This is a genomic window from Comamonas testosteroni (genome assembly GCF_030505195.1).
GTDB lineage: Bacteria > Pseudomonadota > Gammaproteobacteria > Burkholderiales > Burkholderiaceae_C > Comamonas > Comamonas testosteroni_G.
The window spans coordinates 1,669,626-1,692,198 of the sequence record NZ_CP129672.1 but is presented as its reverse complement, the minus strand read 5'-3'; the positions used below and the strand labels follow the sequence as shown (position 1 = coordinate 1,692,198).

Annotated in this window: 19 protein-coding genes and 2 tRNA genes; 6 read left to right on the top strand and 15 right to left on the bottom strand. The window is 62.0% G+C overall.

What is annotated here, in order from left to right:
• The first annotated feature begins 3 nt into the window (after positions 1-3).
• Positions 4-1,071, top strand: coding sequence for an A/G-specific adenine glycosylase (mutY, locus tag QYQ99_RS07760; RefSeq protein ID WP_302092134.1), 1,068 nt, complete (start codon positions 4-6; stop codon positions 1,069-1,071).
• A 63-nt stretch (positions 1,072-1,134) separates the two neighbouring features.
• On the opposite strand, the gene QYQ99_RS07755 is transcribed toward mutY, so the two are convergent.
• The 7 genes from QYQ99_RS07755 to QYQ99_RS07725 form a co-directional block, all read right to left on the bottom strand.
• On the bottom strand, positions 1,135-1,416 hold the full coding sequence (locus QYQ99_RS07755; RefSeq protein WP_302092133.1) for a hypothetical protein: 282 nt from the start codon (positions 1,414-1,416) through the stop codon (positions 1,135-1,137).
• Positions 1,413-2,837, bottom strand: a complete 1,425-nt coding sequence (gene creD / locus QYQ99_RS07750) for a cell envelope integrity protein CreD (RefSeq protein ID WP_302092132.1) — start codon at positions 2,835-2,837, stop codon at positions 1,413-1,415. Before creD ends, QYQ99_RS07755 begins: the two co-directional genes overlap by 4 nt.
• Positions 2,838-2,944: 107 nt before the next feature.
• Complete coding sequence (gene creC / locus QYQ99_RS07745) at positions 2,945-4,399, bottom strand: two-component system sensor histidine kinase CreC (protein ID WP_302092131.1); 1,455 nt, start codon at positions 4,397-4,399, stop codon at positions 2,945-2,947.
• Between the two features lie 5 nt (positions 4,400-4,404).
• Positions 4,405-5,088: a winged helix-turn-helix domain-containing protein gene (locus QYQ99_RS07740; RefSeq protein ID WP_302093135.1), complete on the bottom strand. Its 684-nt coding sequence runs from the start codon at positions 5,086-5,088 to the stop codon at positions 4,405-4,407.
• A gap of 29 nt (positions 5,089-5,117) precedes the next feature.
• Positions 5,118-6,041, bottom strand: coding sequence for an RNase adapter RapZ (gene rapZ / locus QYQ99_RS07735; RefSeq protein ID WP_302092130.1), 924 nt, complete (start codon positions 6,039-6,041; stop codon positions 5,118-5,120).
• A gap of 4 nt (positions 6,042-6,045) precedes the next feature.
• Positions 6,046-7,803: a DNA repair protein RecN gene (gene recN / locus QYQ99_RS07730; protein WP_302092129.1), complete on the bottom strand. Its 1,758-nt coding sequence runs from the start codon at positions 7,801-7,803 to the stop codon at positions 6,046-6,048.
• 2 nt (positions 7,804-7,805) lie between these two features.
• Positions 7,806-8,705, bottom strand: coding sequence for an NAD kinase (locus QYQ99_RS07725; RefSeq protein WP_302092128.1), 900 nt, complete (start codon positions 8,703-8,705; stop codon positions 7,806-7,808).
• 29 nt (positions 8,706-8,734) lie between these two features.
• Here QYQ99_RS07725 and hrcA point away from each other — a divergent pair, with 29 nt between their 5' ends.
• From hrcA to QYQ99_RS07710, 3 genes are all read left to right on the top strand, one after another.
• On the top strand, positions 8,735-9,742 hold the full coding sequence (gene hrcA / locus QYQ99_RS07720) for a heat-inducible transcriptional repressor HrcA (protein ID WP_302092127.1): 1,008 nt from the start codon (positions 8,735-8,737) through the stop codon (positions 9,740-9,742).
• A gap of 52 nt (positions 9,743-9,794) precedes the next feature.
• Positions 9,795-9,871: transfer RNA gene (locus tag QYQ99_RS07715), tRNA-Ile, on the top strand.
• A 116-nt stretch (positions 9,872-9,987) separates the two neighbouring features.
• Positions 9,988-10,064: transfer RNA gene (locus QYQ99_RS07710), tRNA-Arg, on the top strand.
• A 53-nt stretch (positions 10,065-10,117) separates the two neighbouring features.
• Here the strand turns inward: QYQ99_RS07710 and QYQ99_RS07705 are convergent.
• From QYQ99_RS07705 to QYQ99_RS07685, 5 genes are all read right to left on the bottom strand, one after another.
• The gene (locus QYQ99_RS07705) at positions 10,118-12,463 is read right to left on the bottom strand and encodes a CHASE2 and HATPase_c domain-containing protein (RefSeq protein WP_302092126.1); all 2,346 of its coding nucleotides are present in this window, start codon (positions 12,461-12,463) and stop codon (positions 10,118-10,120) included.
• Between the two features lie 116 nt (positions 12,464-12,579).
• A complete protein-coding gene (locus tag QYQ99_RS07700) occupies positions 12,580-14,286 on the bottom strand; it encodes a FecR family protein (RefSeq protein WP_302092125.1) in 1,707 nt (568 codons plus the stop codon).
• A gap of 70 nt (positions 14,287-14,356) precedes the next feature.
• Complete coding sequence (locus QYQ99_RS07695; protein ID WP_302092124.1) at positions 14,357-15,067, bottom strand: response regulator transcription factor; 711 nt, start codon at positions 15,065-15,067, stop codon at positions 14,357-14,359.
• Between the two features lie 78 nt (positions 15,068-15,145).
• Positions 15,146-16,447, bottom strand: a complete 1,302-nt coding sequence (locus tag QYQ99_RS07690) for a tryptophan--tRNA ligase (protein WP_302092123.1) — start codon at positions 16,445-16,447, stop codon at positions 15,146-15,148.
• A gap of 42 nt (positions 16,448-16,489) precedes the next feature.
• Positions 16,490-17,158 carry a site-2 protease family protein gene (locus QYQ99_RS07685; protein WP_302092122.1) on the bottom strand — a complete coding sequence of 223 codons (669 nt, stop codon included), beginning with the start codon at positions 17,156-17,158 and terminating at the stop codon, positions 16,490-16,492.
• A 226-nt stretch (positions 17,159-17,384) separates the two neighbouring features.
• Between QYQ99_RS07685 and QYQ99_RS07680 the strand changes: the two genes are divergently transcribed.
• Positions 17,385-18,641 carry a methyl-accepting chemotaxis protein gene (locus tag QYQ99_RS07680; protein ID WP_302092121.1) on the top strand — a complete coding sequence of 419 codons (1,257 nt, stop codon included), beginning with the start codon at positions 17,385-17,387 and terminating at the stop codon, positions 18,639-18,641.
• 1 nt (position 18,642) lies between these two features.
• Here the strand turns inward: QYQ99_RS07680 and QYQ99_RS07675 are convergent, their stop codons facing one another.
• Genes QYQ99_RS07675 through QYQ99_RS07665 form a run of 3 tightly spaced genes read right to left on the bottom strand, consistent with a single transcriptional unit; the run spans position 18,643 to position 20,503 of the window.
• On the bottom strand, positions 18,643-18,966 hold the full coding sequence (locus QYQ99_RS07675) for a hypothetical protein (RefSeq protein WP_302092120.1): 324 nt from the start codon (positions 18,964-18,966) through the stop codon (positions 18,643-18,645).
• Positions 18,967-18,976: 10 nt separating this feature from the next.
• Positions 18,977-19,621 (bottom strand): L-threonylcarbamoyladenylate synthase, encoded by a 645-nt coding sequence (locus QYQ99_RS07670; protein WP_034364598.1) that lies wholly within the window; start codon positions 19,619-19,621, stop codon positions 18,977-18,979.
• An 18-nt stretch (positions 19,622-19,639) separates the two neighbouring features.
• The gene (locus QYQ99_RS07665) at positions 19,640-20,503 is read right to left on the bottom strand and encodes a 3',5'-nucleoside bisphosphate phosphatase (protein WP_302092119.1); all 864 of its coding nucleotides are present in this window, start codon (positions 20,501-20,503) and stop codon (positions 19,640-19,642) included.
• A gap of 190 nt (positions 20,504-20,693) precedes the next feature.
• On the opposite strand from QYQ99_RS07665, the gene QYQ99_RS07660 reads away from it, so the two are divergent.
• Complete coding sequence (locus QYQ99_RS07660; protein ID WP_302092118.1) at positions 20,694-22,439, top strand: methyl-accepting chemotaxis protein; 1,746 nt, start codon at positions 20,694-20,696, stop codon at positions 22,437-22,439.
• Positions 22,440-22,573 lie beyond the last annotated feature (134 nt).

The window sequence follows — 22,573 nt, the reverse complement described above, 5'->3', positions numbered from 1 at the left end:
ATCTTGACTCTCCCTTCGATTGCCGCAGCTGTAGTGCAGTGGCAGGCCAGCCATGGCCGCAATCATCTGCCCTGGCAGCAAACCCGTGACCCTTACCGCGTCTGGCTGTCTGAAATCATGCTGCAGCAGACCCAGGTCAGTACCGTGCTGGGCTACTACCAGCGCTTCCTGGACGCTTTTCCGGATGTGGCCAGCTTGGCTGCTGCTCCGCAGGATGCCGTGCTGGCGCTGTGGAGCGGCCTGGGCTACTACAGCCGCGCGCGCAATCTGCATCAATGCGCGCAGACCGTGATGGAGCAATGGGGCGGGGCTTTTCCGCAAACGGCCGAAGAACTGGCGACCTTGCCAGGCATTGGCCGTTCCACGGCCGGTGCCATTTCATCGTTCTGCTTTTCCGAGCGGGTGCCGATTCTGGATGCCAATGTGCGACGTGTTCTCACACGGGTGCTGGCGTTCGATGCGGATCTGGCGCAGTCCAGAAATGAAAAGCAGCTCTGGGAACACGCCCAGCAACTGTGCCCCACAGAGAATCTGCACGAAGCCATGCCGCGCTACACCCAGGGCATGATGGATCTGGGCGCCAGCGTCTGCACATCGCGCAAGCCCACTTGCCTGGTGTGCCCCTTGCACTCCGAATGCCGGGCGGCCCGCGCCGGCAACCCGGAGAACTATCCCGTGCGCACGCGAAAGATCAAGCGCAGCTCCGAGTCCTGGTGGCTGCTGCTGGCGGTGGATGCACAGCGCCGCGTATGGCTGCAAAAGCGTCCGCAAGCCGGTATCTGGGCCGGGCTTTACAGCCCGCCGGTCTTTGAAGACTATGCGGCACTGCAAAGCCATGCGCAGGCCGCATGGCCTCAGGACGGGACCAGGGGCTGGCAGGATCTTCCAGGCTTTTTGCATGTGCTGACCCACAAGGATCTGCACCTGCATCCGGTTCTGGTGCCCGTCGATCAGGCGCATGCAGCCCTGGCGTCAGAGGTCGATGCATCGTGCTGGGCAGATGCAGCGGCCTGGACCGAGCTGGGTCTGCCCGCTCCTATCCGCAAGCTGCTCGATGCCGAGCTGGCCTGAATGCCAGCCGCATGAATGAAAAAAGGTGACGGCTGGCGTCACCTTTTTTCATGGCGGCAGATTTCAGAAGCGCAATCTGGGCATCAGCATGGAGCAGCGCAGCCCCATCAAGGCCAGCCACAGGGCCTTGGCCTGCGGGTTGCTGCGCTGCGCCTGCAATTGCCGGCCGGCGGCCACGACCTGCTGGCGCAGGACTTGCTGCTCCCTGCGGTCGCCTTGACTTTGTGCGCTCAGCCAGAGCTGCTGGTACTGCTGCACGCTGAGCTGGCAAGGCTCGCCGAGCAGATGGCGCGACGAAGTGTTCAGCAAGGCCTGAGCCTGCGGGGTGTGCCGTGACTGGCTCATGCGGCCTCCTCTTGTTTCGAAGACTTGCTCGGCGCGTCGCTCTCAGTGCGTCCAAAGGCGTACCAGTCCACATGACGGGTGCAGATCATGACCAGGGCCAGCACGCCGAACAGGGCGATGGAGCCGACAACCAGTGCGGTCTGCTCCAACTGCAGCAGTACATACAGCAGGCCGTACAGGGCCGAGATGGCAACCGCGAACGGCAGGCCGCGCCTGATGCTGCCCAGAATGTGGCTGGCATAGAAAGCCAGCAGAGCCACGCAGGAGCTGGCCGCTATCGCATAGGCCGTTGCAAAGCCCAGGTGTTCGGACAGGCTGATGAGCAGCAGGAAGAAGCTGCACAAGGCCGAGCCGACCAGCAGGTACTGCACGGGGTGAACGCGCAGCTTTTTCATGACTTCGAACAGACCGACCGCGACAAAAGTCAGGATCACAAAAAGAATGCCGTACTTGGTGGCGCGCTCGCTCAGCGAGTAGACATTGACGGGGTTGACGAACTCCGTGTCCATGGTTTCGAGGCAGGGGCCGCTGTCGTCATGGCTGCGGGTTGACGAGGCAGCATAGGTTTCCGAGCCGCCCCAGTAGCCAGGGTTGCAAAGACGTTGCTGACGGGTGAAGGCCGTGCTGGCAGAGGTGGCCAGCGAGGACAGCTCCCAGCTGGCGGTGAAGCCGCTGTCCGTCACCTCGCGTCGGCTGGGTAGAAAGCTGCCGCCAAACGAGGGGTGGGGCCAGTCGGCAGTCAGCGTGACCTTGCTTTCCGTGGCGATGGGGCTGAAGGCGAGCTGCTCCGTGCCCAGCAACTGCAGCTTGAGGTCTAGGTTCAGGGCTTCACCCTTTTTCAGCAGGCTGGCATCAATCTCTGCCTGAATGCCTTTGCCATAGCGCTCCAGCGGCGTACCGGACTCGACCGCCAGATCCTGGCCGTTGGCCTGCAGCGTCGCGCTGCGGATGCCGCGCGGGTCGCTGAGCGCAAATGCCACAAGGACCTTCTTGCAGCGCACCACGGCGTTGGGCTCGCTGGGCTTGGGCAGCGCCGCATACTGCGCGGCATTGGCAAAGCTGGCCGATATCTGGTCGTGCAGCACATAGGTGTTGATGTGGTGCAGGCCGCGTGAGCGCTCTTCCATCTTGGCATTGGCGTCGTGGTTGAGCGTGTCGGGCAGCAGCATGCGCTGGAATTCCCGGGTGCTGTATTCGATTTTCTTGCCATTGGTCGTGCTGGTGGTCTCCGTGCAGCTCTGCACCAGGGCCGGCCCAATCAGCGTTTGCGTGCCGGCCAGGCTGGAGACCACGCTTTGCACGGCGTAGTCGCGGTTGCGGATGCGGTCTTTCACCACATCCTGAATCATGGACAGGCCGGCCATGAGCAAGGCCAGAACGATCAGCAGTGAGACTGTCTTGAACAGCAGTCGGTTTTTCATGCGTGCTCCTGAATGAGGGGTTTCAGGACGCAGTGTCGGCGGCGACTGTGTGGACGCAATGAAGTCTGTGAAGCGGGTGTGAAGTCCTGCTTGAAAGCCTTGGTTGCTCAGCTTTGGGGAGCGAAATCCAGGGTCACTGCAAGGCCAGGGTGGCGATTTCGGACCTGCATGCTGCCGCCATGAAGATGCATGATGCGGGTGACGATGGACAGGCCCAGGCCGGTGCCGCTGCGCTCTCCGTTGGGTCTGGGCGTGGTGAAGAAACGCTCGCCCAGACGGGCCAGCAAGGGCTCGGCAACCCCCGGGCCCTGATCACTGACGGTGATGCGGTGCGGGCCCAGCTCAAGCTCGATCACGCTGTTCTCGGCAGAGAAATCCAGGGCGTTCTGCAGCAGATTGCTGATGGCCAGGGTGACCAGGCCGGTCTCCCAGGGGCCGCTGCTGTCCACGCCGCTCAGGCGTATGGAGATGCGGCGTTGCTCGGTATGGCTTTGAAGAGAGTCCATGGCCTGGCGCGCACATTCCATCAGGCTGCAGCCGTGGCTGGTGTCCAGTTGCTGGCGCTGTTCGAGACGGCTGAGCTGCAGCAGCTGGTCGATCAGGTTCTGCAGGCGCAGGCTCTGGTCCACCACCTGTCTGGCGAACATGGCCCGGTCCTGGGGCGGTAGCTCTTCCTGCAGCAACTCGCCCGCGCCGCGTATGGCGGCCACCGGGCTTTTGAGTTCGTGGGTCAGAGCGCGTACATACCCCTCGATATAGTCGCGCCCTTCCAGGCGCTTGCGCATATTGTCCATGGCCTGGGCCAGCTCGCCCAGCTCGCCAGGCATGTCGGGTATGGCCGCAGGAGCCGAGGCCTGTGCGGGGTGGGCAGACTCGTTGAGCGTGGGGGCCTGTACATGCTGCGCATAGTTGCGCAGCCGGCGCACGTGAAGCACAAACCACCAGGTCACCGCACAGCCCACGGCGGCGGACAGCAGCACAAACAGCAGGCCGCCGCGCAGAATCTTCTGCTCGGCGCCGTCGACGATTTTCTGTACCGAGCTGGAGGGCTTGGAGGTGGTCAGCACCCCGGCAATCTGGCCGTCCACCATGATGGGTGCGGAGACATACATGACGCTGCTGGATTCGTCCTCCTTGACGGCTCGCGTGGTGCGCGCGCCATATTCACCGCGCAGTGTCAGATAGACATCGCGCCAGCGCGAATAGTCGGCGCCCTGGTCCCTGCCCTGGGAGTCGAACAGCACGATGCCTCGGGAGTCGGTGACGGTGATGCGCAGATCCAGCGTGGTCTTGCGTGTGTCCCAGATCCAGGCCTGTATCGGCTTTTGTGTGTAGCCCTGAAGCTGAGTGGCAAACGTGCTGTCCGCACCGGCTTGCAGCCGACCTTCTTCCATGTCGGCACTGGCCAGCGTGGCAAGCGCATAGGCGGTCTCCACCAGCGTGTCCTCGGTCACTTTGCGCACGCTGGGCTTGATCTCCACCATGAAGACGCGCAGCACGAAAAAGGCGGCCAGGCCGTTGATCAGGAAGAAGGCAAAGAAAAGGCGCAGGCCCAGACGCATACCGGCTATCCGGGCTGGTTCAGGCTGTAGCCCAGACCGCGGTGGGTGACGATGAGCTCCTGATCGGGCAAACGCTCGCGCAGTTTGGCGCGCAGGGTCTTGATATGGGTATCCACCGTGCGGTCCGTGCTCTCGCTGTCCAGCCCCCAGATTTGCTCCAGCAAGGCGTCGCGGCTCAGGATACGGCCTGTAGCGTTGACAAGGCTTTGCAGCAGCTGATATTCGCGCCGTGTCAGATCCAGCGCTTTGCTGTGGATCAGAGCCCGTTGCCCTTGCTCATCTATTTGAAGTGCTTTCGCAAGCTGGGCGGGTGCTGCAGGCTGAAACTGCCTGGAGCGGCGCAGCAGGGCTCGGGTGCGCGCCAGCAGCTCGCGCGGGCTGAAGGGCTTGGTCAGATAGTCGTCCGCGCCCAGTTCCAGGCCCAGAACCTTGTCCATCTCCTCGCCTCTGGCACTGAGCACCAGTACCGGAACAATGGAGCCGGCAGAGCGCAGCTCGCGGCACCAGTCCAGGCCGTTGCCGTCGGGCAGGCCCACGTCCATGAGCAGTACATCAAACGCTGTCCTGCTCCATTGCCGACGCGCATCGGCGATCAGCAGGCTGTGGGTGACGGCTATGCCCTCGCGCTCCAGAGCGTAGCAAATCGTTCTTGCAATGGCCGGGTCGTCTTCGAGCAGCAGCACCTGCATGGCTGACGTCTGAGGGCTGAGCATGCGGTTCAGCTGATCGGTTGGGTGGCGTCAGTGGCCAGAAACTGCTGAGAGACCTGGATGAATTTGTCGCGAAAATCCAGTGAGCGGTGGCGGCGCACGGTGGGCCACTGCTTCTCGAAATGTCTGGCCAGGGCTTCGACGAGAAAGACCGAGCGGTGTTGCCCGCCCGTGCAGCCTATGCCCACGGTGACATAGCTGCGGTGGTCTCGGGACAGCAGCGGTAGCCAGCGTTCGAGGAATTGCTGTATGTCCAGCTGCATCTGCTGCACCTCGGGCAGGGCACCCAGATAGTCGGCAACCGGCTTGTCCAAGCCCGTCAAGGCACGCAGCTCCTTGTCATAGAAGGGATTGGGCAGCATGCGCACGTCAAACACATAGTCAGAGTCTGTGGGCATGCTGTGCTTGAACCCAAAGGACTGGAACATCAGCGTCATCTGCCCTGTGGGTGCTTCGATGATCTGCTTGATATAGCTTTGCAGTTGCGCCGACTTGAGGTCCCCGGTGTCGATGACGATGGAGCGGTCGCGCAGCAGGCCCAGCAGCTCGCGCTCCTTTTCGATATCGAGCTCCAGTGCCTGGCGCTCGTTCGTCTGGGCGCCCGGAGACAGAGGGTGGCGCCTTCGGGTTTCCGAAAAGCGCCTGATCAGAGTGCTGCTGTCGGCATCTAGAAAAATCATGCGCGGCATCAGCCCCTGCTTTTTCAGGCGATGCAGCTGGTCAGGCAGCTGAGGCAGGCCCTTGGCGCTGCGTGCATCCATGGCAATGGCCACTTTCTCGTCCTGATGGGTGAGCTTGAGCTCCACAAAGGACTGCAGCAATTCCGGGGGCAGGTTGTCGACGCAGTAGTAGCCAGCATCCTCCAGCGCGTGCAGCGCAACGGATTTGCCCGATCCGGACATGCCGCTGATCAGAACAATCTCCATGGACATGATTTCAAACTCCTCTGACTTTGCCGCTCTTGCGGGCTGTCGTGCTGGCCTTGGCGCTTCTGGCTGGGGTGGCCGATGGACGCAGGGCGCTGTTGGCGGCCTGCTTTGCAGGCAATCTTGCCATGGCCAGCATTTCTCTGGCATGGGCCATGGTTGCTTCGGACAGGTGCTCGCCGCCCAGCATGCGGGCCATTTCCATCTCGCGCTCCTCGCCCGCCAGCGGGTCCACGCTGCTGATGGTGGTGTTGGATTTGGGGCGCTTGGTCACTCGGTAATGCTGGTCTGCATAGGCTGCGACCTGAGGCAGGTGTGTGACGGCCAGCACCTGGCGCGAGCCGCCGAGCGAGTGCATGAGGCGGCCTACGGTTTCGGCCACGGCTCCACCCACACCGGAGTCCACCTCGTCAAAGATCAAGGTCCCGGCCTGACCCAGTTCGCTGGTGGTCACGGCAATGGCCAGCGAGATGCGCGACAACTCGCCGCCTGATGCCACCTTGGCCACGGGCTTGGGCGTGGCGCCGGTATGGCCGGCCACAAGAAAGGTGATGCTGTCCGTGCCGGCCGGGCTGGCGGCGTCGGCATGCTCCAGCTGCACTTCGAAACGACCGCCCTTCATGCCCAGACTTTGCATGGACTGGGTGATGGCGCGCGACAGGCGTGGTGCTGCCAGGGTACGCTGTTGCGAGATTTTGCGCGCCTCGGCCTGATACCTGAGGTGGGCGGCTTGCTCTTTGGCGCGCAGCCCCTCCACATCGACGGCAGCATCCAGCTGGTGCAGCTCCTGTTTCCAGCCTTCGAGCAGGGCGGGCAAGTCCTCAGGTGTGCGCTTGTAGCGGCGCGCCAGCTGCATCCACACCGACAGGCGTTCATCGAGATCGGCCAGCAGCTCGGGGTCCAGATCGGCGCGGCGCAGATAGGCCTGCAGCGAGTGACGGGCATCGTGCAACTGGGCCACACAGGAGCCCAGTACGTCGGCAATGCTCTGAAACTCAGGCTCCAGGTGCTCTTGATCCTGCAACAGGTGGTGGGCTCTGCCCAATGGGGTGGCCGCTCCTGCATCATCATCCTCCAGCAGTTGCAGGCAGGACTGTGCCGAGTCCATCAAGGTCTGCGCGTGCGACAGACGCGTGTGCTGGGCATTGAGCTCATCCCACTCTTCAGCGCGTGGCGACAGCTTGTCCAGCTCGGAGATCTGCCATTGCAGGCGTTCCCGTTCGCGTTGCAGATTGTCCTGGGCCGAGAGCGCCTGCTCCAGAGCCTGATGGCTCTGGCGCCAGTCCTGCCAAAGCGACTTGAGCTGGGCCGTTTCAATGCCGCCATAGGTATCCAGCATGGCGCGTGCTGCGTCAGGGCGGGTCAGGCTTTGCCAGGCATGCTGGCCGTGAATGTCGATCAACTGATCGCCCAGATGGCGCAGCTGTGTGGCCGTGGCGGGCGAGCCGTTGATCCAGGCACGGCTACGGCCCAGACTGTCAATGACGCGGCGCAGCAGCAAATCCTGCTCCTGCGCAAAACCCGACTCCTCCAGCCATTCATTCAGTTGGGGAGGGCAATCGAACTCTGCGCAAATATCGGCCTGAGGGCAGCCTTCGCGCACCACCTGTGCATCGGCGCGTGCGCCCAGCACCAGTTGCAGAGCGTCGAGCATGATGGACTTGCCGGCGCCGGTTTCGCCGGTCAGCACCGTGAAGCCGGTCTGCCAGTCCAGATCGAGTGACTGGACAATCACAAAGTCCCGCAGGACGATGCGCTTCAAGGCCATGGTCAAACGCCTCCCTCGTTCCAGCCCAGCTTTTTGCGCAGGGTGTCGAAGTAATTCCAGCCCTTGGGGTGCAGAAAGTGCACGCTGTGATCGGCGCGAGTCACCAGGATGCGGTCGCCATGCTGCAGCGATTTCAGGGACTGCATGTCGAAGTTCGCGCTGGCGTCGCCCCGGCCGCCCACCACCTCGATAGTCACTTCCTGAGCGTCGGAGAGCACGATGGGTCGGTTGGAGAGGTTGTGCGGCGCGATGGGCACCATCACCCAGGCCGGAATCGATGGGTGCAGCATGGGGCCGCCGGCCGAGAGCGCATAGGCGGTGGAGCCCGTGGGGGTGGCCACGATCAAGCCGTCCGCGCGCTGGTTGGAAACAAAGCTGCCGCCGACCTCGATGCGCAACTCCACCATGCCCGAGGTCGAGCCACGGTTGACCACCACATCATTCATGGCCTGGGCTTCAAACACGCACTGGCCGTCGCGCATGACGCGAGCATTCATCAAGGTGCGTTCGTCTTCCTCGTACTCGCCCTGCAGTATGGGCGTGATCGAGGCTTCGAATTCATCCAGGGCAATATCGGTGACAAACCCCAGCCGCCCCTGGTTGATGCCGACCAGCGGCGTGCCATAGCGCGCCAGATGGCGACACACGCCCAGCATGGTGCCGTCGCCGCCCACCACCAGACCCAGGTCGCAATGCCTGCCCAGTCCGTCCACATCCATGCTCGGGTAATCGGGCAGGCCCGCGTAGATGGCGGACTGGGTATCCAGAATCACCTCACAACCCATGCTGCGCACGTAACCGGCAATCCGTTGCAGCGCTTCGCTGGCTGCATCGGACGGAACGCCTGCTGCGGGTGTGTGGTACTTGCCGATCAGGGCAATATGGTGGAACGTGGATGTCATCTGGGAAATTACATCATTAAAATGAAATCATGCTCGACGAACGTGCCAAGTTATTGCTCAAAGCGCTGATCGAGCGTTACATCGCTGACGGTCAACCAGTCGGTTCGCGCACTCTTTCACGTGCATCCGGGCTTGAATTGTCGCCTGCCACCATACGCAATGTGATGGCCGACCTGGAAGAGATGGGACTGATCATCAGTCCTCACACATCGGCAGGCCGCGTGCCGACAGCCAGGGGATACCGCCTGTTTGTCGACACCATGCTGACCGTGGATCGCTGCGATCTTGTAACGCCCGGCCTGATGCCCGAACAGCCGCAGAAGGTGATAGCCAATGCGGCCAATCTGCTGTCCAGCCTCTCCCAGTTTGTGGGAGTGGTCATGGTGCCGCGTCGCAGCTCCGTCTTCAAGCATATCGAGTTCGTGCGCCTGTCGGAGCGGCGCTTTCTGGTCATCATCGTCTCGCCCGAAGGCGATGTGCAAAACCGCGTGATCTTCACGGATGTGGATTACGAGTCCTCGCAACTGATAGAAGCCTCGAATTTCCTCAATCACCATTACGCCGGTTTGGCAATGGAGGAGGTGCGCACGCGGCTGCAAACCGAGGTGGAGCAATTGCGGGGCCAGGTTGCCAGCCTCATGCAGGCGGCGGTAAATGTAGGCACCGAGGTCATGAGCAACCATGATCGCGAGGACGTGGTGATCGCCGGCGAGCGCAATCTACTGTCCGTGAGCGATTTTTCCAGCGACATGGGCAATCTGCGCCGTGCTTTCGACCTGTTCGAGCAGAAAACGCAAATCCTGAGGTTGCTGGACTTCTCCAATCAGGCCGATGGCGTGCGCATCTATATCGGCGGCGAGAGCCAGACCGTACCGTTTGAAGATCTGTCTGTAGTGAGTGCTCCCTATGAGCTCGATGGCAAGGTGGTCGGCACCTTGGGGGTGATCGGCCCCACGCGCATGCACTACGACAAGATGATCCAGATTGTCGATATCACATCCAAACTGGTGAGCAATGCTCTGAGCCACAAGCGTTAGGCCCTACAATGGCGAAGTTTTTCTGGTGGCAGCCACGGCTGTTGTCAGTGTTGGGGCGTTAGCTCAGTTGGTTAGAGCAGAGGACTCATAATCCTTTGGTCGTCGGTTCAAGTCCGCCACGCCCTACCAAGCTGCATGAAAGCCTGCCGTCTTCATCGATGGTGGGCTTTTTCTTTGCATGAACGCGAAAAAGTTGTCGATTTGGTCCGAGAGCCGTTTTTGCGCTGCTAGAATACAACCCTGTTGCGGCTGTAGCTCAGCTGGATAGAGTACTTGGCTACGAACCAAGGGGTCGTGGGTTCGATTCCTGCCAGCCGCACCAAAAAACGTCAAGCCTCAGAACTGAAAAGTTCTGAGGCTTTTTCGTTTCTGGGCTCAGGCTTTGGGTATCAGCAAGGTGAAGCTGCTGCCTTGGCCCAGCTGGCTGCTGATCTGCAGGCTGCCGCCATGACGCTGTGCCACGGTGCGCGTGAAGGCCAAGCCCAGGCCCACGCCATCCATGCGCTGGTGCTGCTGCAGGCGCTCGAATGGCTGGCTGAGCCTGGCCAGCGACTCCTCATCCATGCCGCAGCCGTGATCGCGCACAGCGATGCCCCATTGGCTGCCTTGCTCGACAATATGGATTTCCACAAGGGCGATGGCATCGGTATCTTGCGGCTTGCCGTACTTGACGGCATTGGTCAGCAAATTGATGACGGCGCGGTGCAGCAGACCGGGGTCGCCATGCACGCAGGCTTCGGCATCAGGCAGCTCGAACACCAGTTGCATGTTCTGCTGCTGGGCAAGGGTCCAGCAATCCGAGACGGCCTGATCCGCCAGCAGACCCAGATCTAGGACTTCGCTGCGGTATTGCTGCTGCTGGGCTCTGGCCAGATGCACAAAATCGTCTGCCAGCTGAAGGGATGACTGGGCATAGCCCTCAATGCGCTTAAACAGAGCATCTTGCGAATCGATGCGCTTGCCTGTGCGCTGCATCTCCAGCAAGGTGATGATGGAGCCTATCGGCGCACGGATATCGTGGGAGATGAACTGCATGGCTTGGTCGCGCTGGGCCTGTGCACTGCGCAGGTCGCTGATATCGACCAGGGTGATGAGCCAGCCTGAGGTGGGCGGTGCCTCGAAGCTCTGGCTCAGCAGCATCAGGTGGCGGCCCTGGGTGTCGCGCCCTTCGCTTTGGCGTGACAGAGTGGCTTGCTGCAATGCACTGTGCGTGAGCAGTGGTGTGCTGCTGGCAGCGCGGCCGCCGTCGCTGCTGGCGCTGTTCAGGCCGCGCAGAAGGGCGACCAGATCGTCGCCTTGCTGGAGTTTGTGCTCCAGGCTTTCGATATAGCGGTGCGCGGCCGTGTTGGCGAGCAGCAGAATCCCTTCGCGGTCGCAGACAAAAGTGGCCGAGGGCAGCTGGCGCAGGCTTTCGCTGACGAAATGATGCAATGCACGCAGCTGGCGCGAGGCTTGCTCCACAGCGTCAATCCGCTGATCGAGTGCATCGCTTTTGAGCGAGGGTGCGGGAAGGCCCTGGCCTTGCAGATCGCGCAGCTCCAGCGCCAGAAAGCGTGTGGCGGCGCGCAGGCGCAGCCAGCTCCACAGCGGGTAGGCAAGCGACAGGCTCAGCAGTGCCGCAGCGGGGGCTGTCTGCACATGACCCCAACGCGGCGCCAAACCGGCTATCGACAGACTGAGCAAGGCCAGCAGGATGCTGGAAATCAGCCCGCCAGAAGGGCCGAGCCAGGCCAGAGCCAGCAGGCCCAGCAGCACGGGCAGCACATTGAGGCTGCGGTTGAGCGTGGCAGAGGCCGGCTCCAGATGCGTGTCCTGAAGGATGCCGTTGAGCACATGGCCCAGCATTTCCACATTCGAGATCAGGCGCGCATCAAAGCCGATGGGGGCTGTGAATTTTTCGCCAATACCCGCGGCAGTGGCTCCAATCAGCACGTATTTGCCGCGAAAAGCGACTGCCGGGATATTGCCGCGCAGGATGTCGATATAGGAGTAGGTGGTGAACGGCGAGCCCAGGCTGTTCTGGCGGTCCCGCGAAGCCTGGGCAAAAGCGATGAACTGGGGCTGCAGCTTTTGCCAGGAGTTGGCTGCAACCGAGTCTGCTGGAGGTGGGGCAGATGGTTGGCAGGGGCGGGCGGTCTCGCCCACGCAGTGCAGGCTCAGCGCCATATGCCACCAGAGCTGGTCGGCCCTGCCTTCCTGCGCATAAAAGCGTCGCACCACGCCGTCGGCATCCACAGGCATCTGGGTGTGCCCCAGAGCAGCAGCCTCGCTGGCAAGGCTTTTCAAAGGGGTGGTGGCAGTGCTTTGCGCGGAGCGCGTGACGGGCAGCACTACATTGCCGCTTTTTTGCAATGCTCGTTGCAAAAGCAGATCGTCTCCGGGGTAGTCCCAGTCTTCCTCGCTGAAGACCACATCCATGCCGATGGCGCGGGGCTGGCCTTGGGTGATACGCTCCAGCACGGCGGCGTGCAGTGCACGGCGCCAGGGCCAGCGGCCTATGCTGTCGATACTGTCATCGTCGATGGCCACGATGACGATATCGGGCGAGGCGGGACGCTGGTGCAGCCAGGCCGATGTGTCCTGAATAATGCCGTTGAGACGTGCCAGCTGCCCCGGGCCGCTGAGCCACCAGGTCATGCCGAGCAGGAAAGTGCTGAGCAGCAGCCAGCTCAGGCGCAGGTTCTGCAAGCGGCTTTTGCGCAGGTTGGGAGCTTCAACCATAGAGGTGGTTCGGTAAGAAGCACATAAAACCATAGCATCCAGCGCTTGCTATATAAGCATTCAAGATATGAATCCTATGAAGTTTCATGGAATTCAAGCGCTGGAAGCTATTGTTTTTACTGGCGCATCAGGCGTGAACCGTCGCCGGAAGTCATCGTCTGCCCCTCGGACGAGGTTACCCAGTTGCCGGTCTGGAATTGGCGCGAGGCAGACAGATTGCTGCGCAGGCCATTGGCATCCTCGACCTGCATCTGCAGATAGTAGGTACCAGGAGGCAGGTCCTGCGTGCTCCACTGAGGCTGGGTCACCCAGGTGTCGATCAGGGGGGCAGTAAAACCGGCGTCGCTGGCGACCACGATGCGGTAGCGTTGACCCTCTTCACCTGCCCAGTGAATATGGCTGCTGCCTTCGCCGGGCGCGCCGCCGATCTGCATCTCGGGCGATTGGGGGGCCAGGGCCAGTTTCATCTTTTGCGGGGCGGCGAAGGGCCCCGCATCCGGCTGTCCGTTGTCAAGCGTACGTATGCTGCCTACGCGCCACATATATTCGCCGACAGGCAGCTTGGTCAGCGCATTGGCAGGCAGGGCGCAGTCCTTGAGGGCGTTGGCGTCGATGAGCGGCTGGGCAAAGCTGCCGTCGGCGGTGGCCACCTGTATGCGGTAGGCCGAGGCTTCGGCCACCTGGGTGCATTGCAGGCCTTGCTGGCCCTGTCCGACGGTGGCTTCAGGTGCAGGAGACTCGTAGAGCGGAGGCACCGGATGCGCTTTGATGCGCAACGCTTGCAGGCTGCGTTTGCCAGGAATGCCGTTGGTGTCAATGGCGCGAATGGCCGCAATGTAGTTGCCGTCTTCCACTCCCGTCAGGCGTGCCGGTGACTTGGTGAACATGCCGCCGCGCACGATCTGGGTCAGCTCATTGTCCTGAGCCAGCAGCACTTGGTAACGCACGGCACCAGCCATGGCCGGCAAGGGCAGGCTGACCCAGCTGGCGTCTTCGACAAGAGAGGGCCAGGCCGCAATATCGGGAGCCTCCAGCATGGCAGTGGGCCTGCCGATCTGGCCGTTGGCGGAAACGGACAGACCTTGACCTGGCCTCAGCAAGGCTGCGGGCTGGCCCGTCTGCACGGCGACCGAGCCTTCGTCGACGGCAGCAGCCGTGCGGCCCTCGTCATCGCTCATTACCAGAAACTGGGTACCGCGCACGCTGGTCGAGGCCGCCGGGGTGCGCACTTCGAAGCGGCGCTCGCCATTGGTCTGGCTGGACACTTGGGCTTCAATCGCGCCCTCGCGCAGATCGATGACGGACTGCAGAGTGCCGGCTCGGCCTTTGCGGCGCATCTGGCGCAACTCGACATCGGATTCGGACTGCACGCGCACCAGTGAGCCATCTGCCAGACGCACAGAGACAAAGGCGTTGGCGGGAACCTGGAGCGAATCGCCTTCCTGCAGCAGCTGGCCTTTTTGCACAGGCTGAGGTGACGCGTTGACGGAGTCTGCGAGATGGCTCGCGGAGCGTGAGCTTTGCACATCGCCTTGTACAAACACCACCGAAGCCATCGCGGCGCGCAACAGGCGCGTGGGAATTTCCAGCACCGAACCGGGGCGCAGACGCAAGGGGTCTTCCACCTTGTTGTGGTTTTGCAGCGCCGTCCAGCGCTTGTGGTCGCCCAGATAACGTGCTGCCAGCACCTCCAGCGTATCTCCAGTCACTACGCGGTGGGCAATGACATCGTTGCCGCGGGGCGTGATCTGGGCATGGGCCAGACCTGTTGCCGCCATCCCTCCAAACGCCACCCACAGCATGCCTGCACCCAGAATGGGCATGGGGGAGTGGACGGAAAAGAGGTTTTGACGTAAATCAGGCATCTTTAAAGGCAGGTTATGGGCTGCGAACTCAGGCAGCTGGGGCTGCGGGCTGCGCAGCTTCGGGGGTATCGAGGCGGTAACCATAGCCATAAACGGCTGAAATGGCATAGGGCTGACCAGCGCGCAAGTTCAGCAGATTGCGCAGGCGCGAGACATGGGTGTCCAGCGAGCGTGACTGCACCTCGGCGTTCTGGCCCCAGACGACCTCGCGCAGATGATCGCGCGAGAGCAAACGGCCCTGGTTCTGGAACAGCGTCAGTGCCAGCGTGTATTCGCGGTGCGTGACCTCCACGGGCTGGTCGTCCATCTCTATGCCATTGATGGCGGTGAGAAAGCGGTAGGGACCGAAGTCCAGCACGCTTTGTATGGTCAACGGATAGGCGCGGCGCAGCAGCGCGGCGATGCGTGCGCGCAGCTCGCCCGCACGGATGGGCTTGATCATGAAGTCATCGGCACCGCTGGCCAGGCCTTCGATAATGTCGGCCTCTTCGCTGCGGTGCGTCACGAAGATGATCGGCACTTCCTTGCTGATCTGCTCGCGCACCCAGCGCACGATGTCCGGCCCGCTGCTATCGGGCAGTTCCCAGTCGACAAGCAGCAGATCGAAGCTCTCGCGCCGCAGGGCCTGCTGAAGGGCAGCTCCCTTGAGGTAAGAGTGACAGCTGTGCCCGGCTTCCGTCGCGACCTGTTGCAACAGTTCCAGTTGTAGTGGATCGTCATCCAGGGCAGCAATGCGCATCGGTCGTTCCTTTAGTGCGAAGGATTAAATCCGCGCTGCCTCGTGAGTGCCGAGGCAGCGTCCCATAGGGGTGAGGAGCTATTGCTCGGCGGCCTCACGCAGTTGTTCCAGAGCCTGGATCACCAGGTCATCGCTGACACCATCCAGTGTCTGCAGGCGCGGCTTGATGGCGGCCAGCGCCGTCGCGCCTTCGCGCTGCAACTGGGCAATGTTCTGCCCCGCTTCCTTGGGGGCGGCAAAGCCCAGGCTTTGCAGCAGCAGCTGGCCGTCAGCGGCCACCAGCTTGAAGTAGAACTGGCCGTCCGTCTCGCGATACTGCTTGAACTGGGGCAGCGCCGTCTTGGCGGCTTTGGTCTTGGCCTTGCTGGCCTGCGCCAGATTGCGGATGCCCACGGCGGCGCGCAACTGCTGCAGCAAAGGGGTTGCCAGCTTGCGGGCCTTGACCGCACCGGCCTGAAGAATCTCTTCCAGCTCGGCGGGATGGGCAATCAGGTATTCGTAGCGCTCGCGCATGGGGGCGATTTCGCGGTCGATGCGCTCGAACAGGATCTGCTTGGCATCGCCCCAGGCAATGCCTTCGGCATATTGCTGGCGCAGTGCGGCACTTTCCTCTTCGCTGGCAAAGCCCTGATAGATCTGGAACAGGGCCGAGCCTTCGACTTCCTTGGCCTCGCCGGGAGCGCGCGAATCGGTGGTGATGCTGTTGATGAGCTTTCTGAGCTGCTCGCGTGGTGCGAAGAGCGGAATCGTGTTGTTGTAGCTCTTGCTCATCTTGCGGCCGTCAAGGCCGGGCAGGGTGGCGACAGACTCTTCCACCACGGCTTCAGGCAACGTGAAGTACTCGCTGCCGTAGATGTGGTTGAAGCTCGACGCCATGTCGCGCGCCATCTCCAGATGCTGCACCTGATCGCGGCCCACAGGAACCTTGTTGGCGTTGAAGATCAGAATGTCGGCGCCCATGAGCACGGGATACATGAAAAGACCGGCGGTCACCCCGTCGTCAGGTTCGCTGCCGGATGCATTGTTCTTGTCCACCGCCGCCTTGTAGGCGTGGGCGCGGTTAAGCAGGCCCTTGCCGGTCACGCAGGTCAGGAACCAGGTCAGCTCCGGAATCTCGGGGATGTCCGACTGGCGGTAGAAGGTCACATGCTCGGGGTCAAGCCCAGCGGCCAGCCAACTGGCGGCGATTTCGATGGTCGAGCGCTGCACGCGCTCGGGGTCCTGACACTTGATGAGCGCGTGGTAGTCGGCCAGAAAGTAGAAGTTCTCCACATTCTTGTCACGACTGGCTTCGATGGCGGGGCGCATCATGCCTGCGTAGTTGCCCAGGTGTGGGGTACCGCTGGGGGTGATGCCGGTCAGAAAACGGGTGGTGCTCATAGGGATCAACAACAGATATCAGTAGCAGACCAGGCGCGGGGTTCAGCGCAGCAAGGCCATGAAAGGGTAGAGGATCAGATCGATGGCCGAGTAGCCCAGGCTCATCAACGGACGCAGCCAGTAGCTGCCGACCACGCCGGCAATCACCAGTGCCATGACGATGAAAAAGCCATAGGGTTCGATACGCGCCACCAGTTGCGCCTGTTTCCAGGGCAGCAGACCGACCAGAATGCGGCCGCCGTCCAGAGGCGGCAACGGAAAGAGATTGAAAGCCCACATCACCAGATTGACCAGAATGCCGGCGCGGCACATCTCCAGGAAAAAGCGCTCGTGCAGACCTGAACCTACCAGGACGATCAGCAGCAGACCCCAGAACACGGCCTGCGCGAAATTGGAGGCGGGACCGGCCAGCGCTACCCAGATCATGTCGCGCTTGGGGTGGCGCAGATGGTCAAAGCGCACGGGCACGGGCTTGGCGTAGCCGAAAAGAAACGCCCCCGAGGTAGCGAAATACAGCAGTAGCGGCATCAAGATGGTGCCGATGGGATCGATATGCTTGATGGGGTTGAGCGTGATGCGCCCCATCATGGCTGCGGTGTTGTCGCCAAAGTGACGCGCAGCATAGCCGTGCGCCGCCTCATGAATGGTGATGGCGAACAGCACGGGCAGTGCGTAAATCAGTACGGTTTGTATGAGTTCGGTGAGTTCCACGCACTGATTGTCTCAGACGCCGCGTCAAGCTGCTGTCTTGTGTCGGGACAAGCCGTTTGCCGTTGCAGAAATACGGGTTGCACATAGTTGTGTGGTAAACCAGATGTTGCAAAATGCAACTCGCGCAAATCTGCGGTTGCTGCCTGCACGGCAGAACAGGTTTTGTGCGGGTTGATGCAATCAATACATAACACGGCGTTCGGCAGGACAGGGCAAGGGGATCGATATGACGGTAAGCAAGCGACTGGTAATCGCATTTGTCAGCATCAGTGTTTTTGTGCTGGCTTTGATGGGAATTGCCTGGTCAGCAATGTCCGATGTGCTGGAGGTGCTCAAGGCGGGTTCGCTGACGGCGCAGCAGTCCGAGAGCCTGATGGCCGAGGTGGAACGTTCGCGCTGGTGGCTGCTGGCACTGGGGGCCTGGGTCTGCATTTCCTGCGCCTGGTCGTGGGTCAGCCTGCGACGCCGCATCGTCGCGCCCCTGCAGGAAGCCATACTGATTGCCGAGACCGTGGCGGCAGGGGACCTGAGCAAGGAGTTCTCTTCCAATGCCGAAGGCGAGTTCGGGCGTTTGCTGACGGCACTGAGCACCATGGAAGACACGCTGACCGAGTTAGTGGGCCGTATCAAGCAGTCCACCGACTCGCTGGCCGTATCGGCCTACGAAATTGATGCAGGCAACACCAACCTCTCCAGCCGTACCGAGCAGCAGGTCAGCGCGCTGACCGAAACCGCAGCCAGCATGGAGCAGCTCACCGTCACCGTGCGCCAGAACGCAGAGCGCGCTCATTCGGCCAGCTCTCTGGCGGTCGCTGCATCGGCCACGGCCGGACGTGGCGGCGATGTGGTGGACCAGGTGGTTCACACCATGGATGCCATCAGCGGCAGCTCGCGCAAGATTGTGGACATCATTCAGGTCATTGAAGGTATCGCCTTCCAGACCAATATCCTGGCCCTCAATGCGGCCGTGGAAGCGGCCCGTGCTGGCGAGCAGGGACGTGGCTTTGCCGTGGTTGCCAGCGAGGTGCGCTCGCTGGCGCAGCGCAGTGCCGAAGCGGCCAAGCAGATCAAGGAGCTGATCACGGCCAGCGTGACCCAGGTCGAAAGCGGCTCTGGCCTGGTGGGCCAGGCCGGCAGCACCATGAAGGACATCATGCAGTCCGTGGGCCAGGTCACAGGTCTGCTGAGCGAAATCTCCGGTGCGCTGCAGCAGCAAAGCGAGGGCATCGCCCATGTGAATACGGCCGTAGCTCACATGGACAGCACCAATCAGGAAAATGCCGCCCTGGTCATGCAGGCCACGCAAGCCGCTGCTGCGCTCAATGCGCGCACGCAGGATCTGCAACAGGCGGTGGGTGCCTTCAAACTCGATGACGATGAGGCGCCTGGTCTGGCTCCTTTTGCCATGCCAGCTCCGCGCGGAGCGGTGGCCGCGCAGGCGCGTCCAGCTCGTGCCCGCGAGCTGGCCTATGAAGAACTTTGATTCAGCGAATTTCGTGCAGATAGCCGTAAATGGCTACGGCGGTAAAGCCGAAATGGAGGCAGATAGCCGTTCCCAGCAAGACTTTGCGGCGAAGCATGGAGTCATCCTCATGTGCCGACAGTCCTGGACAGACATGGAATGATTGGCCTTTGCCATAGGCCCTGATTGCCCGCGCCGTCCAGAGGGTGGCCAGGGCATAGATCAGCCATGACGGAGACGCCCGCCAGAACAGCACCGCCACCATCACCGAGTACGCGCACAAAAAGCCGGTGAGCCAGGGCCAGTGGCGCTGAACAAAGTCTTGCGGCGGCTGCTTTGGCTGCATGAGGCCGCGCTTATTCGGGTTGCAGGCCGATGTCCTTGAGGCTGCCCATGCCCTGGCGCACCACGACGGGCGAATTGTTCAAGGCCATGGGCGTGAGGTCCAGCACCGTGGTGGGTTGCTGCGGGCAGGCACCGGAGTCGACCACGGCATCCAGCTCATGGGGGAAGCGCTCCAGAATCGACTCTGCATCATTGAGCGGTTCGGTCTCGCCGGGCGCGATCAAGGTGGTGGCCAGCAAGGGCTCGCCCAGCTCTTCCAGCAGCAGCTGCAGGCCTTTGCGATCCGGCACGCGCAGGCCGATGGTCTTGCGCGAGGGGTGGCTCAGGCGCTTGGGCACTTCCTTGCTGGCTTCAAGAATAAAGGTGTAGGGGCCTGGCGTGGCCAGCTTGAGCAGGCGGTACTGGCGGTTGTCCACGCGGGCATAGTTGGCCAGCTCGGACAGGTCGCGGCACAGCAGCGTGAGGTGGTGCTTGTCGTTGATCTGCCGGATGCGGCGCATGCGGTCCACGGCGTTCTTGTCGTCCAGGTGGCAGACCAGGGCATAGCTGGAGTCGGTGGGTACTGCAAGAATGGCACCCTTGCGCAGCATGTCTGCCGCCTGCTTGATGATGCGCGGTTGCGGGTTCTCTGGATAGACTTCAAAAACGGTGGTCATGCAATCTCTCTCTGTGATTTACGCACGCTGTATGCGGTGCTGCAGCAGCTCCCAGACGGGTGTGAGCTGGCTGGGCAGATGGGGCAGCTGCCCCAGGTCTATCTGCGATTCATCGGGGCTGTGAAAGTCGCTGCCGCGCGATGCGGCCAGTCCGAATTCCAGGGCCAGATCAGCATAGATCGCATATTCGTGCGGGCGATGGCTGCCGGTCACGACCTCCACGCCCTGGCCGCCGAGTTCCTTGAACTTGGAAAACAGCGCATATTCCTCGTTGCGGCTCAAGTCGTAACGTGCGGGGTGAGCAATCACGGCGACGCCTCCTGCATCCACGATCCAGCGCACGGCATCCTCCAGATTCGCCCAGACATGGGCGACATAACCGGGCTTGCCTTCTGTCAGATAGCGTTTGAAGACTTCATAGGTGTCGCTGCAGACTCCGCTCTCCACGAGAAAGCGCGCAAAGTGGGTTCGCGAGATCAGCTCGGGGTTGCCTGCGTGGCGCAGTGCTCCTTCATAGGCACCCGGAATGCCGGCCAGCTCCAGCTGCCTGGCCATTTCGCGGGCGCGTGGGCCGCGGCCGTTGCGCGTGTCGTACAGGCCTTGGGTCAGAGCTGCGTTATCGGCGTCAAAGCCCAGGCCCACGATATGTACGCCGCTGCCCGAGAAGCTGACGGAAATTTCAGTGCCTGTCAGATAGTCCAGCCCCGCTGACCTGGCTGCGGCTGCTGCCCGGTGCTGGCCACCGACCTCGTCGTGATCGGTCAGCGCCCAGAGCTCCACCCCTCGCTCGGCAGCACGCAGAGCCAGTTGCTCGGGCGTCAGAGTGCCGTCGGAGACGACGGAGTGGCAGTGCAGATCGGCGTTCAGATAGGTTTTGGGCACGGCTTGATTGTAGGCGGCTGTGCGCAATCATGATGTGTGTCATCGCACGAGCGCTGTTGCGGTCGTAGCTTGTAACAAAGCTCAAATCTCTCGCAAGTATGCCGATTAAGGATTAGCTACAGCTCTTGTGAGTTTCTGAATTCGTTAAGGCTGCCACGGTGTTGCTTGATCTATTGAGATGGATAAAAAAATGAAATTGAATCAGTTCTCTGTGTCACAAAAGCTGTGGGCTTTGGTGATTGGCTTGCTGGCGGGCTTGCTGCTGGTCTCTGCAGGCAGTCTGATCTATCTGGATCGCGTGTACGTGAGCATCTCCAAGGAGGCCACACGCACCCGAATGGCTGCCAACATTGCCAGCGAGTGGCGTCATCTGACCGAGCAAAGTGTGGATCGCTCCATCGTCGCGGCCATTTCCTCCGAGGAAAACCTGGTGGAGCAGCAGCGCAAGCTGATGAGTGACGGGATTGCGCATATCACCGAACTGCAGAAAAAGCTCAACGAGCTGGTCACTGACGATGAGTCACGCAAGGTGCTGGACGAGGTTGCCGAGCGCAGGCGCAAGACGCTGGAGAGCAATGCAGCCGTGCAGGCCGCGCGCAATAGCAGTGATTTCGCGGCAGCTTTCGACATTGTGGAAAAGCGGCTGCGTCCCGATGCCAAAACCTATATGGATGCCCAGCGCAAGTTTGTGCAGTTGCAGGAGCAGCGCAGCGAGCGCGCGATTGCCGATGGCGAAGCGCGCCAGTCTCAGGCCTATGTGGCTATCGGTCTGGTCTGTGGTTTGATTGTTCTGCTGGGCTTGGCGATGGCCGTGCTGATTCTGCGCTCGATCACCGCTCCATTGAATGAGGCGATGGTGCTGGCCGACTCGATCGCTGCCGGCGATTTGACGGCAACGGTACGCAATGACCGTCATGACGAACTTGGCCGTCTGCTCAAGTCCCTGAACGCCATGGCCGAGCGCTTGCGCTCCGTCGTTGGTCAGGTGCGATCGGGCGTGGAGTCCGTCTCCTCGGCCTCGGGCCAGATTGCCACGGGCAACCAGGACCTGTCGGCCCGCACCGAGCAGACGGCGGCCAACCTCGAAGAAACCGCTGCCAGCATGGAAGAGCTGACGGCCACCGTCACCCAGTCTGCCGACACTGCGCGTCAGGCCAATCAGCTGGCATCGACAGCCGCCCAGGCGGCCGAGCAAGGCGGTCGCGTGGTGCAGCAGGTCGTGCAGAGCATGGGCCAGATCACCGACAGCAGTCGCAAGATTGCCGACATCATCGGCGTGATCGACTCCATTGCCTTCCAGACCAACATCCTGGCCCTGAATGCGGCCGTGGAGGCGGCACGCGCCGGCGAGCAGGGCCGTGGTTTTGCCGTGGTGGCGGGCGAGGTGCGCAGCCTGGCGCAGCGCAGCGCCGAGGCAGCCAAGGAGATCAAGCAGCTCATCACCACCAGCGTGGACAATGTGCAGTCGGGCTCGCAGCAGGTGGAGCTGGCGGGCCAGAGCATGAGCGAGATCGTGGCCAGTGTGCGCCGCGTCAGCGACCTGATTGGCGAGATCACGGCCTCGTCCACCGAGCAGCGCGACGGCATCAACCAGGTCAATCAGGCGGTGAGCAATCTGGACCAGATGACGCAGCAGAACGCGGCGCTGGTGGAGGAGTCCAGTGCGGCAGCGCTGTCCATGCAGGAGCAAGCGCGCCGCCTGGCCGAAGTGGTGTCTGTCTTCAAACTCGGCCATGAAACCGGCTATGCCAAGGCGGCAGCTCCCCAGCGCCCGGCCAGCCGCGCCATGCCGGCCATGGCGCCAGTGAAGCAGACTGCTGCTGCAGTCAGGCCCGCGATCAAGGAAGCGCCCGCAGGCCCGGCTCCCACTGCACTGAGTGCCAGCAAGGCCAAGCCTGCTGCGCACTCTGACGATGGGGATTGGGAAACTTTCTAAACCGCAGGCCGACACCTGCTTGCAGGCCCGCCGCTTCTGACAGGAGGCGGCGGGCTTTTTCATTCTGGCTTGCCAACTCCAGCCGTGTCGAAAAGCGGGAAAGTACTGAGAACATCAGTCGTGCGCAATATGCA